Source organism: Levilactobacillus spicheri DSM 15429 (genome assembly GCF_001435095.1).
GTDB classification, from domain to species: domain Bacteria; phylum Bacillota; class Bacilli; order Lactobacillales; family Lactobacillaceae; genus Levilactobacillus; species Levilactobacillus spicheri.
In genome coordinates this window covers 118804-131717 of the sequence record NZ_AZFC01000002.1, presented here as the reverse complement: position 1 = coordinate 131717, position 12914 = coordinate 118804, and the positions used below count along the sequence as shown (strand labels likewise).

The 12914-nt window shown below is 57.6% G+C and carries 9 protein-coding genes and 1 tRNA gene; 9 read left to right on the top strand and 1 reads right to left on the bottom strand.

Features of this window, described 5'->3' with window-relative positions:
* Window positions 1-122: 122 nt before the first annotated feature.
* Window positions 123-1406 (bottom strand): peptidoglycan recognition protein family protein, encoded by a 1284-nt coding sequence (locus FD37_RS01160; protein WP_045808075.1) that lies wholly within the window; start codon window positions 1404-1406, stop codon window positions 123-125.
* 338 nt (window positions 1407-1744) lie between these two features.
* Here FD37_RS01160 and FD37_RS01155 point away from each other — a divergent pair, with 338 nt between their 5' ends.
* From FD37_RS01155 to FD37_RS01115, 9 genes are all read left to right on the top strand, one after another.
* Entirely contained in the window at window positions 1745-1975 is a 231-nt protein-coding gene (locus FD37_RS01155; RefSeq protein WP_045808076.1) for a DUF2187 domain-containing protein, read from the top strand.
* A 74-nt stretch (window positions 1976-2049) separates the two neighbouring features.
* Window positions 2050-2120: transfer RNA gene (locus FD37_RS01150), tRNA-Gly, on the top strand.
* Between the two features lie 297 nt (window positions 2121-2417).
* Window positions 2418-4109: an arginine--tRNA ligase gene (argS, locus tag FD37_RS01145; RefSeq protein WP_056962865.1), complete on the top strand. Its 1692-nt coding sequence runs from the start codon at window positions 2418-2420 to the stop codon at window positions 4107-4109.
* Between the two features lie 585 nt (window positions 4110-4694).
* On the top strand, window positions 4695-5162 hold the full coding sequence (locus FD37_RS01140; RefSeq protein WP_056962863.1) for an arginine repressor: 468 nt from the start codon (window positions 4695-4697) through the stop codon (window positions 5160-5162).
* Window positions 5163-5379: 217 nt separating this feature from the next.
* The gene (locus FD37_RS01135; RefSeq protein ID WP_056962861.1) at window positions 5380-7467 is read left to right on the top strand and encodes a PBP1A family penicillin-binding protein; all 2088 of its coding nucleotides are present in this window, start codon (window positions 5380-5382) and stop codon (window positions 7465-7467) included.
* A gap of 78 nt (window positions 7468-7545) precedes the next feature.
* A complete protein-coding gene (locus FD37_RS01130) occupies window positions 7546-7890 on the top strand; it encodes a YlbF family regulator (RefSeq protein ID WP_045808080.1) in 345 nt (114 codons plus the stop codon).
* 82 nt (window positions 7891-7972) lie between these two features.
* Window positions 7973-9193, top strand: coding sequence for a metallophosphoesterase family protein (locus FD37_RS01125; RefSeq protein WP_056962859.1), 1221 nt, complete (start codon window positions 7973-7975; stop codon window positions 9191-9193).
* Complete coding sequence (locus FD37_RS01120; RefSeq protein WP_056962857.1) at window positions 9183-11819, top strand: ATP-binding protein; 2637 nt, start codon at window positions 9183-9185, stop codon at window positions 11817-11819. Before FD37_RS01125 ends, FD37_RS01120 begins: the two co-directional genes overlap by 11 nt.
* Window positions 11820-12797 carry a 3'-5' exoribonuclease YhaM family protein gene (locus FD37_RS01115; RefSeq protein ID WP_056962855.1) on the top strand — a complete coding sequence of 326 codons (978 nt, stop codon included), beginning with the start codon at window positions 11820-11822 and terminating at the stop codon, window positions 12795-12797.
* The last annotated feature ends 117 nt before the right edge of the window (window positions 12798-12914 follow it).

Genomic DNA, 12914 nt, shown 5'->3' with positions numbered 1-12914 from the left:
TCCTTAAAAGGTGAACGGGGAGGCGGGCACGAAAAGCCGCCGCCCGCGATGATCCGGTAGCGACCATCAAAAAACGGACCGGGGACGGTTGGGTCCCAGGTCCGTTGAAACGTTGTATCAGGTTAGTCCATGGTCAGGCTCGTACTCTTGGCCCAGTACGTCTTGCCGGCAACGACTAGCCGGTACCAGGTAGAACCGTCAGAAGCTTTGTAGCCCTTCTTGTTCACTTGCACGGACGCATCGCTGCTGAAGTCCTGCGTGTGTGCGGTGACCTTAGACAGGTACTTGGAGTTCAAGACGTGGTTGTACAGAGGGGCGTTTTGCGTGGTGTTCAGCTTGGCTGAGCCACTGGCGTCGCTGTAGGTCACGCTTGGGAAGTTCAGGGTCTTGCTGTAGACCCAGTACTTGTAACCAGAGTTCTTCGAGAACCGAATCCGGTACCAGGTCGACCCGCCGCGCTTGACGCCGCGACTGTCGACGTAGACCTTGGTTCCCCGATGATCGGCACTGAGGCGGCCCCAACCGATCTTGTAGGCTCCCTTAGTCCCCTTGACGTGGTTGTAGACCGTCCAGTTGGTGTAGTTTTGCGCCAACCGGGCCGTTTCGTTGTTGTAACCGTGATTGTAGGTCACGGCACTGGTCGTATTCGTGTGTTGGGCCGATGAAGAGCCCGTGTTGGAAGTGTTGGTGTTGCTGGACGAATTTGCGTCGCTCGAGCTGTCGCTGGATGAGGAATCCGTGGTGGTCCCGGACAACTGCGCGTACTGCGTGTTGACCAGGTTCACGAAGTCGGTCATCGTGTAGGTCGTGCCGAAGAAGCTCCGCGCGTTCGTGGACCAGTATTGGTCTGGATCGGAATGGTTCGTGCCACCCAGCCGGTTAGAGACGTCGTGGTGAGACAGGACGGTCGTGTACCGCTTAGGGGTCAGACCGTACTGCTTCAGCGTGTAAGCCGTGTAATACGCGGCATTGTTCAGTTCAGCGGCGAAGGCTCCCTTGGAGTGGACTTCGACCTGTTCGAACTGGACGTACCGCTGGTTAGCGACGGGTCCCGCGCCCCAACTCAGGTAGTTGGGGTTGGCGATGTTGATGATCCGGCTACCGTCGACAAAGGTGTGGACGAACGCCGATTGGTAATTCCGTTGCATGTAAGCAATTTCGTTATAAATCGTTGAGTTCGGGTTCGCGGTCTCGTGAACGACCACGCCCTCTGGCTTCCCATAACGATATTTGTTCTTGGGAAAACCAGACCAGATGCTTTTGGTAATCGTAGGTGTGCCGTAGTTTTGACTCGCAATGTAGTCGTTGATGCGATTAGCACTTGCGGGCGTTGTGCTGAGGACGATCCCCGCACAACCAGCGGTTAAGGCGATTCCCCGAATCACCCAGTGTTGCCATTTTTTCATATCCGCATACTCCTCCTATAATGGTTAATCGTGAATTTAAAGTCGTGATACAACGCCTAAAGTATAACGTATCTTGTAGGAGATGGGTATAATTTAGCAGAGCGTTCGATTTGGGGGAACGTTCGTTAAAACGTTGATTTTCTTTCGTTTTCACGCCAATAAGACGGATAAAGGTCGGATAATCATCGTTTTCAGGCTAAATAATGAATCATAAGTTCGCGTATATGGATTTGTTTCAAACACCTTACAATTCCGTTGCGCTCGCGGGACACTCCACTTGCGGTTCGGCGAAAACTTGACTATAATGAGACTTTGCATAATGAAAGGGGCGACAAGTGATGGCTGAAACTGAGATTAAGGTCGGCGATTACGTTGCAGCGAAAAAGTTTGGACCCTTGGAACATGATTTCACGGGTGAAGTGACCAAGGTGTATGATAATTCGGTCCTGGTCGAGATTCGCAGTTATGATCCCAAGGACAAGACGGCCGTGGGCGACATGAACAACCGGGCCGTGGTCCGGAAGAGCGAGGCCAAGATTACGGCGGCGCCCGGCGATTCTGAGGCATAAAAAAACATTTTTTGAATTTCTTTACAAAAAGTACTGACAACTCACAAAAGGTATGCTATACTTTTTTGTGTTGTGCGGGTGTAGTTTAGTGGTAAAATCCAAGCTTCCCAAGCTTGTGTCGCGGGTCCGATTCCCGTCACCCGCTTTCGAATGAGAGGCGGCCAATTGGTCGTCTTTCTTAATATCCTCATTCGAAGGTTACGCTAATTAGAATAGTAGATCAGGTCAGAATTGCGAAGCGAGTCCGGGATGGTGGGAGCCGGCATTGATTCTTTGATCGAACGGGCTAGTTAGTCTTTTAAAATTAATCATTTAAGTGGACTTTTAAGTCAATTAGAGTGGTACCGCGGGTGTAACTCGTCTCTTACAGGTATAATATAGCTGTGAGAGACGAGTTTTTTGATTTCTGCGGGAGCACGCCGCCAACTAAGGAGGAATTCGGATGGATTATAAACAACAAGTTACAAATGCATTGGTGAAGGCACTGGACGGCCAACTGACCGCTGACGAGATCAGCAGCAAGCTGGAACGGCCGAAGACGTCAGACAAGGGTGATTTAGCGTTCCCAACGTTCACGTTGGCCAAGACGCTGCACAAGGCGCCACAACAAATCGCACAAGACATCGCCGAGAAGCTGGACCAGACGGGCTTTGAAAAGGTCGCTGTCGTGGGCCCTTACCTGAACTTCTTCTTTGACAAGGCGGCCTACAGTGAAGAGACCCTGAACGCCGTGTTGGCGGCTGGTGCCAGTTACGGTCAAAACAACGACGGGAACCAGGGGAACGTGCCAATCGACATGTCCTCACCGAACATTGCCAAGCCAATGTCCATGGGTCACTTGCGGTCGACGGTGATTGGGAACTCCATCGCCGAGATCCTGAAGAAGAACGGCTACCACCCAATCAAGGATAACCACTTGGGTGACTGGGGGACGCAATTCGGGAAGCTGATCACGGCCTACAAGCTGTGGGGGAACGAAGAAGACGTCAAGAAGGATCCCATCAACAAGTTGGTGGAATACTACGTACGGTTCCATAAGGAAGACGTGGACAAGCCTGAACTGGACGATGAAGCCCGTGAATGGTTCCGGAAGCTGGAAAACGGCGACCAGGAAGCCCACGACTTATGGCAATGGTTCCGGGAAGTTTCCTTACAAGAGTTTAACGACATCTACAAGGTATTGGGCGTTGAATTCGACACCTACAACGGGGAAGCCTTCTACAACGACAAGCTGGCCGAAGTCGTTCAGTTATTGAAGGACGACCACCTGTTGGTTGAATCCCAAGGGGCCGAAGTGGTCGACTTGGAAAAGTACGACCTGAACCCAGCCTTGATCTTAAAGAGTGACGGCGCCTCCCTGTACATCACGCGGGACATCGCCACGGCCCTTTACCGGGATCGGACGTACCACCCAGTCAAGAACCTGTACGTGGTGGGTTCCGAACAGATGTACTACTTCAAGCAATTGAAGGCCGTCCTGGAAGAGATGAAGGTGCCATCCGCCAAGGACCTGCACCACATTCCGTTTGGTTTGATCACCGTCGACGGGAAGAAGTTGTCGACCCGTTCTGGCCGGATCATCTTGTTGGCGGACGTCTTGAAGGACTCCATCGACTTAGCCGAAAAGGAAATCGCCGAAAAGAACCCAACCTTGAAGGACAAGGAAGCCGTGGCCAAGCAGGTCGGGGTCGGGGCCATCGTCTTCGGTGACTTGAAGAACGAACGGATGAACAGCATCGACTTCGTCTTAGCCGACCAGCTGAAGTTCGAAGGGGAAACCGGTCCTTACGTTCAATACGCCCGGGCGCGGGCACAAAGTATCCTCCGGAAGGCCGATGGCGTGGACGTTCAAGCGGCCGGTAACGAGATTACCGACCCAGAGGCTTGGGACACGATCAAGGCCTTGGCGGACTTCCCAGCCGTGGTTAAGATGGCGTGTGCCGAATACGAACCATCTGTTGTGGCCAAGTACGCGATCCGGGTTGCCAAGAACTTTAACAAGTACTACGCTCACACCAAGGTTCTGACCGAAGACGCTGAATTACCAGCACGGTTAGCCTTAGTGACGGCCGTTTCCACGGTCATCAAGGAATCCCTGCGGTTGTTAGGGGTTCAAGCACCGGACGAAATGTAAGTTTAACTCAACTCAATGCTTCACGGACCACTCGCTCAGCTATTGGCTGGACGGGTGGTCCGTTTTTTGTGTTGGGGGAAACGGCCGCTACACGCCGGCGAGCAAGCTGTCTGTGGTGGGCACGATTCTGAAGCCCTGTGAAAAGCGCACAGGTCTCCAGAACTCGGCCTTGATGTAACCTGGTAAGAACCACCAGGTAACACCAATTTCACCACTCCCAGCAAGTCGCCTCTGTTCCGCTCGCATAGCGCATCACCTGTCATAGATGGAGTAGGGGCGACAGCACTGAGTCAACGACACTTTGGCAGCCGTTCTGCTGAGGTGCTTGATTAAAGGGGGACGAGTTGTTCAAAGCCGATTGTGGCTAAGAATGAATGAGAGCCCTTCACCAGCGACAGCGCCCACTGACTGATTGGTGTGCAGCAGCACCCAGCATCTGGACACAAATTGACGGAACCGGGGAGACATTTTTGCGTTGAAAACGAATATTTGGTACACTAAGTTCATAAATATTCAAAGTTGCGGGGCTGTAACCGCATTCTTTGCCAAGATATGGTGCAATTTTATGCGGAGGGGGCCATTTTCATGAAAAAGAGCATTCGCCAAGCACGGATCGAGCAATTGATTAACCAATATCCCATCGGGACCCAAGAGGAACTGATGGAGCATCTCCAGGAAGTTGGGATTCAAGCGACCCAGGCGACCATCTCCCGGGACATCCGGGAGATGCAGATCGTGAAAGCACAGGATGGTCACGGCCACTTGTGCTACACCATCTTTAAGGCGGGTAACCGCAGTGAAGAGGAGCACCTCCGCGAGACCATCAACGAAGTGGTGACCGGTTTGACCCGGGTCGAATTCGTCAACATCATTCGCACGTTGCCCAGCAACGGGAACCTGCTCGCCGTGATCTTCGACGACCTGAACTTGCCGGAAATCGCCGGGACCTTAGCGGGTCACGACACCATCTTCATTATCAGTCCCAGCGCCGAGGTCGCCGAGAAGTTGCACGACCAGATCGCCGCTGAAATGAATCCTGAAATCGCTCATTAAACTAACGGACAAGATCAACGGGCAGTTGGTGTTGTCCGTTTTCATTTGCTGTTAAGCTGTTTTAAAGGTTCATAAAGTTTCGCTGCAAAAGTAGCGGGAGAGACAGTCTATGCTATGATAAGAACAGACCCGTTTCACCTGGCGTGAGCGGATTCTTTCCGCGCGGGCACCGTCCGTGCGTGACCGTAATGAACACTTGATAGAAGAGGTTAAGATCATGAATAACCAACAACCGAATCCAGGTTCTGGCTTTAAGGCCCGGTTGAAGCGGTTTTGGCGACGGTTCCAGCTGACCCGGTGGCTGATTGTCCTGGTGTTAGCGGGCGTCTTCCTGATGAGTGGGTATTTGACCTTTATGGCCAAGACCACCGACGTCGGGAACCTCAAAGCGTCCCTGGAAAACCCCACCAAGATCTACGACCGGCACAACCAAAAGGCCGGGACCCTTTATTCGCAGAAGGGCACCTACGTCCCGTTGAAGCAGATTTCGACGAGCGTCCAAAGTGCCGTGATTTCGACCGAAGACCGTAACTTTTACCACGAACACGGCTTTTCCGTGAAGGGGATCGCGCGTGCGTTTTATTTGTATGCGAAGAACAAGGTCTTGCGGCGAGACTACATCAGCGGCGGGGGCAGTACGCTGACCCAGCAACTGGTCAAGAACGCCTACCTGACGCAGGAACAGACCTTTACCCGGAAGTTTAAGGAACTCTTCTTATCCGTGGAGGTCGAAAACGTCTACAGTAAGAAGGATATCCTGTCGATGTACCTGAACAACGCCTACTTCGACAAGGGGGTCTGGGGCGTGCAGGACGCCGCCGAACGGTACTTTGGCGTCTCGGCGGAACAACTCAGCGTGCCGCAAGCCGCCACGTTGGCCGGCATGCTGACCAACCCGAGTGGGTATAATCCGGTGGACCATCCCCAGGCCTCACGGCAGCGGCGAAACGTGGTCTTGGGACTGATGGCCGAGACCGGCGCCATCACCAGCGCCCAGGCCAAGCAGTATCAGGCGACCGCGCTGACCACCAACGATGCCTACACCTACAAGAATACCTATAAATACCCGTACTTCTTTGATGCCGTGATCAACGAAGCCATCAGCAAGTATGGCCTGACGGAATCGGAGATCATGAACCGGGGGTACAAGATCTATACGACCCTCGATCAGAACAACCAGAAGCAGATGCAGACGCTCTTTAAGAACGACGCCTACTTCCCGGCCAACGCCAGCGATGGCACCAAGGTCCAGGCGGCCAGCATCGCCATCGACCCGAACACCGGGGGCGTCGAGGCCGTCGTCGGGGGCCGGGGCCAGCACGTGTTCCGGGGCTACAACCGGGCGACACAGATGCGCCGGCAACCGGGTTCGACCATTAAACCGTTGGCGGTCTACACGCCGGCCCTGGAGAACGGGTACTACTACGACTCCGAGCTGACCGACAAGAAGAAGTCTTACGGGACCAACAACTACACGCCGCACAACTATGGTGGGGTGTATAGCGGTAAGATCCCGATGTACCAGGCGTTAGCGCAAAGTACCAACGCGCCGGCCGTGTGGTTACTGAACAAGATTGGTATCGACAAGGGTTACGACTCCGTGAAGAAGTTCGGCCTGCCGGTGACTAAGTCCGACAAGAACCTGGCCCTGGCGTTGGGGGGCTTGAAGACCGGGGTCTCGCCACAGCAGCTGGCCCAGGCCTACACTGCGTTTGCCAACAGCGGTGAGATGAGCTCGGCACACTACATCCGGAAGATTGTGGACGCCTCGGGCAACGTGGTCGTTGACACCCAGGATTCCGCGGCCAAGACCACCCAGGTCATGTCGAGTAAGACGGCCAAGCAGATGACCAGCGTGATGATGGGCGTCTTCAACTACGGGACCGGGGCCACGGCCAAACCGTACGGCTACACGATCGCCGGTAAGACCGGGAGTACCGAGGCCGACGGGGACACCGATGCGACCCGGGATAAGTGGATCGTGGGCTACACCCCGGACGTGGTCGTGGCGACCTGGGAAGGGTTCGACAACACCAGCTCCAAGCATCACCTGGAGAACGTCAGTGGCACCGGTGAAGGGCCGCTCTTCCAGGCCGAGATGCAGGGTATCCTGCCGAACACCAAGGGCACGTCGTTCGATACGCAGGATGCCTCGACCCTCGCCAAGGGGACGGGCTCCTCGAGTTCCTCCAGTGATATCTGGGACCAGGTCCAACAGGGGCTGGACAATGCCGGCAAGTCGTTCAACAACGCCGCTGACAAGGTCAAGTCCTGGTGGGAAAAGGCAAAATCCTACGTGGAGTAGTCAAACTTCACTGGGGTCACTGGTCAAAACATGGTACACTTGTTAAGTAAACGATTTAATTGAGGAGGAACCACCACTATGGCTGAAAATTTACACGACTTGGGAAACCAAGTTGCCGCAGCACTCCAGGCAACGCCCGACTTTCAAGCACTTCAAAAGGCGTTTGACGAGATGAAGGCGGACGCTGAAACGTACAAATTGTTCCAACAATTCCAACAACTGCAAGGGACCTTACAACAAAAGCAGATGGCGGGCCAGAAGTTGACCGACGACGAGCTGAAGAACGCTCACGACCTGGCCGACAAGGTGTCCAAGATCGAGTCCGTGAAGCACTTGATGGAGACCGAACGGGGCGTGAACCAGATCTTGTCTGACTTGAACCAGACGATCACGCAACCCATCCAAAATCTGTACCAGGGCTAAAACCCCTTGATCGTCGGTGCGACGCTTCCTTTGGGAGGGGTCGTACCGGCGATTTTTTAATTGACGGAAAGGAGTCGCACAGGTGAAATTCATTCACGCAGCAGATTTACATCTTGATAGTCCCTTTTTAGGCCTGACAACGCTGCCCGCGGCCCTGTTGACCCGGGTCCGGCAGTCGACGTTTACCGCCGCGACCAAGATCTTCGACCGGGCCATCGCCGAACACGTCGACTTCGTGCTCCTGGCTGGGGATCTCTTCGACCGGGCCGAGCAGAGTGTGGCCGCGCAGGCGTACCTATTTAACCAATTCGAGCGGTTACGCCAGGCGGGCATTCCCGTGTTCGTCAGCTTCGGCAACCATGATTATGCGACGGACCAGCACCAGACCATCGCTTATCCGGACAACGTTCAGGTCTTTGGCGCGGACGTGACGACGAAGACGCTGACCCTGGCGTCCGGGGAAACGGTGGCCGTGAGCGGCTTCAGCTATCCTCAACGGTGGGTGGTGACGGACCCGTTGCCGGCCTTCCCGGAACATGCGGCGGCCGATTGGCACGTGGGCCTGCTGCACGGGGCCGTGGCGACGGGGGGGACCCACGACCACTACGCCCCGTTTACCGTGGCGGAGATGCTGACGAAACGGTACGATTACTGGGCGCTGGGGCACATCCATCAGCGCCAGCTGCTGCACCAGAACCCGCCGATCCTGTATGCGGGCAATCCCCAGGGACGCTCCAGCCAAGAAACGGGCGAGCGGGGGGCCTATCTGGTGACCAGTCATGGTCGCCAGCTCGTGCCCGAATTCTTCCCGACCGCGGACCTGTTATGGGATACGGCCACGGTGCCGTTGACGGTCACGACCTTGGCTGACCTGGGAACGGCCCTGACGGAGTGGCTCACGGCCCATCCGGCGGACCAGAGCACGTTGACTCAACTGACGGGCAAGTTGACGCACCCGTTCACGCCGGAAGATCAAGCCGCGTGGCGCACCACGGACTGGCTGAGCCTGTACCAACGGACGCACCGGTCGACCCTGGCCACGGCGCAGCGCTACCTGACCCGTTTGACGTTGCGCCTGCCCCAGGCGACGGTGGCCGCACCCGCGCTGGATCAGCGTTACTGGGACCAGGGCGCGGCGCAGACGTTCACGCCGGCGACCGTCCAGACCCTCTTCGGCAAGTTGGCCCAGGAGCCGGCCTTGGCCGACTGGCTGGCCACCGAGGGGACGCCGGAGAAGTTACGGGCCCTGGCGACGGAACAACTACAGGATTTGATGAATCAGGAGGCGCCCGATGTACCTTAAAACGTTAACGTTATTTGGCTTCGGCCAGTTCCACGACCGGACGTTTAACCTCGAACGGGGCCTGAACGTCTTGGTGGGGCCCAACGAGGCGGGCAAGTCGACCCTGACCCAGTTCATCACGGCCATTCTCTTTGGTTTTCCGACCAAGAAGCACCCGGAGCTGCGGTACGAACCCCTCGACGGCAGTCGGTTTGGCGGGGCCATCACGTTCGTGCAGGACGCGACGCAGTATCAGGTGACCCGGGTGGACGGGCCGCGGGGCGGGACCGTGACGTTGCGCAACCTGACATTGGACCTGGAACTACCGGCGAGCCAGCTGGCGAAGCTCCTGGCCCCCGTCGATGCGCAGCTCTTTCAGAACGTGTACGCCTTAAACGAGATGCGGCTGGGACAGGTGTTTCAGGCCTCCAAACAGGACCTGACGACCCACCTGCAACACGTGGGGGCGGTCGGGAGCGATGACTGGCTGGTGCAGGCCAAACGGCTGGACCAGCGGGCGGAGGAGGCCTACAAACCCCAGGGCCGCAAGCCGCTGTTGAACGACCTGTTGCGGCAGCACCAGGACCTGCAGGCCAAGCTGGACAAGGCCAACACGGCCTATCAGACCTATTGGCAACTGCTGCAGGACCAGGCCACGGCTAAGCACCGGCAAGCCGCGTTGCGTGAGCAGCTCGCCACGCACCGTCAGACGGTGACGCACTGGACGCAGCTGCAGCAGCAGTGGCCGACCTTTCAGCGCTGGCAGGCGTTGGGAACGGCCCAGCAACAACCTACGACCGGCTTTACGCAGGCGGACGCGACCGAGCTGGAGCGCCTGCAGAACCAGCTGACGGCGAGCCAGGCCACGGCCAAGACCAACCAGAGCCGGTTGAAGGACTTGCAGGCCCACGCGCAACTACCGGCGTTGTTCCAACAGTACCTCAAGGTCAGTGAGCAGGTCGATCCGCTCTTCGACCAGGTTCCGGCCGTGACGGCGCAAGCACAGGAGCGGACCCGGTTAATGGCGACCGTGCAGGAGCTGACGCAGCGGTCGACGGCCATCGAACAGCAGGTGGCCAACGCGAACGGGCAGATGCCCCGGCCTTTCTCACTGGCGACCACGCAGGAGCTGAAGCAGCAACAAGCCGACCTGCAATTGGCGAACCAGAAGCGCCGGCGGTTACAGCAGGAATTGAACCGGCTCAACGACCAGTACCAACAGGCCCAACCGACCCGGCAACAGCGCAATCCCTTGGCGGATAAGCAGCTCGGCTGGTTGGCGGCCGGGTTACTGGTCCTGGTCGGGGCGATGTTTCTGCCCGGCACGCTCTTTAAATTAGTGGGCGCGGCCCTCGGAATTGCTGTGGGCTATTATGGCGTCTTCATCGTCGACGGGGAAACGCCCGCTAGTCGGGAACTGCAGGGCTTGACGGCCGACATTCGCGACGTCCAGGCCCAGTTGCGTGAAGGGGGCCAGCGCATCGACGCGCTGACCAACCGCATCGACGCCATCGGGGAGGCCCACGGGTTGGACCACCTGCCACACGAGCAGTGGTTCGGTGCCCAGGCGGCCATCGGGGAGTGGGAGCGCCTGACCCAACAGCTACAGGCGACCCACACCCAACTGACGGCGTTGCAGGCGACGCTGGATCAGTTCCAGCAAGCCGTCACGGCGGTCTTACCGCAGTTAGCTGGCCAGTCGGTGACCAGTCAGACGACCCAGTTGCGGCAGTTACAGACCACGCAGCAGCGGCTGGTCGCCCAAAACGGCGAGCTGGCCGGCTTGACCGACCGAATCCAACAGGATCACACGGCGGTGGCCCGGGCCCAGCAGGCCGTGAGGACGTTTTTGCAGACCCGCAACGTGGCCGACACCGCGGCCTTTTATCAGCGGTACCAGCAGATCCAAAATCAGGACAACGTCACGGCCCAGCGCCAGGCGTTGGCGACCCAGTTGGGCACGACTCTGGCCGACCTGCAGGCGTTGCCGGATCAGGCGACCCTGGATCAACACGTGACCACGGCCCAACAGGCCCAGCAGACGACCCAGCAACAGTTGGACGCCACGACCACCCAACTGGCGACGCTGAGCGGTCAACTCGAACATTTGACCGCCAGCGGCACCCAGACGGCGCTGCGGCAACGGTTGGCCAACCTGGAGACCCAGATGCGCACCGTGACGCAGGGGTGGCTGACGGACCGCCTGACCAGCCGGTGGATCAGCGCCACGCTGGTCGCGGCGTCTGGCGACCGATTGCCCCGAATCGTGGACCAGGCCAGCGAATATTATGCGCAATTGACCGAAAACCGGTATACTAAACTTGAGCTGACCAGTGAGACCTTACGGGTCCAGCGGGCTGACGGCACGTGGTTGCCGGTGGGCCAGCTGTCCCGGGGAACGGCCGAACAACTCGACCTGGCCATGAAGTTGGCGTTTGCCGTGGTCATGCAGGCCCAGGCGGCCATGCCGCTGGTGATCGACGATGGCCTGGTCAACTTCGATGCACGCCGGCGTCAGGCGGCCTATGCGCTGCTCTTGACGCTGAGTCAGCACTTACAGATTATTCTATTGACCGCTGATCCGGTGGCGGCCCAGGCGGCTGCGGGGAAATACGTGGTGCGCTTAACGACTCAGGAGGGTGATTAAATGACGACCAAGAAACAACTGATGGATTACGTCGTCGACGACGCGGTCGACCTGTTTGTCCTGCTAAAATCGGCGGATGTGCGGACGGCGAAGAACGGCAAGCCGTACATTGCCATGGTTTTTGAGGACCGTTCCGGGGAGATCTCCGGTAAGTACTGGGATGCGTCACCGACCGATATTGACAGCTACGTCGCGGGGCGGGTCGTGCATTTACAGGGGAAGCGGGAAAAGTACCAGACCCACCCCCAGATCAAGATCATGCACCTGCGCTTAGCGGAACCCAAGGACGGCCTGACGCCCGATGACTTCATCGAACAGGCCCCGATGAGCCGTGCGGCGATGGAGGACTACATCAACCAGACCATCTTCGAGATCGAACAGCCGACCTGGCAACGGTTGGTCCGGAAGCTGATGACGACCTACCGGGAGGCCTTCTTCACGTACCCGGCGGCCAAAAGCAACCACCACGCCTTTCGGGGCGGGCTGGCCTTCCACACGATCTCCATCCTGAAGCTGGCCCATTCCGTGGTTCAACAGTATCCGGACCTGAACGCCTCGCTGCTCTTTGCGGGGGCCATCCTGCACGACCTGGGCAAGACCATTGAGTTGTCGGGTCCCGAGGCCACGACCTATACGCTGGCCGGAAACCTGATCGGGCACATCGTGTTGATCGACGGGGAACTGGTGCGGGCGTGTGACCCGCTGAAGCTAGACCCGCAGGCCGAAGACGTGTTGCTCCTGCGGCACATGATTTTGAGCCACCACGGGCTGTTAGAGTACGGCTCGCCGGTCCGGCCGGCGTTGCGCGAGGCCGAGGTCTTGCACCAGCTGGACGAGTTGGACGCCTCGATCATGATGCTGGACACGGTGGTTTCCCACACCGCGCCGGGCGACTTCTCCGAACGGGTCTTCGCCATGGATGGCCGCCGCTTCTACCGGCCGACCCAGCCGGAGAATCCGACGACCTCGACGGACTAGCAATCGTGGGCTCGCCAAAGCAATACTGACTAAGAAAATCAGACACTAAAATTTAACGCCATCGCGGTGATGCTGACCGCGATGGCGTTTTTTAAGCTACATGACGGTCGTGACTGT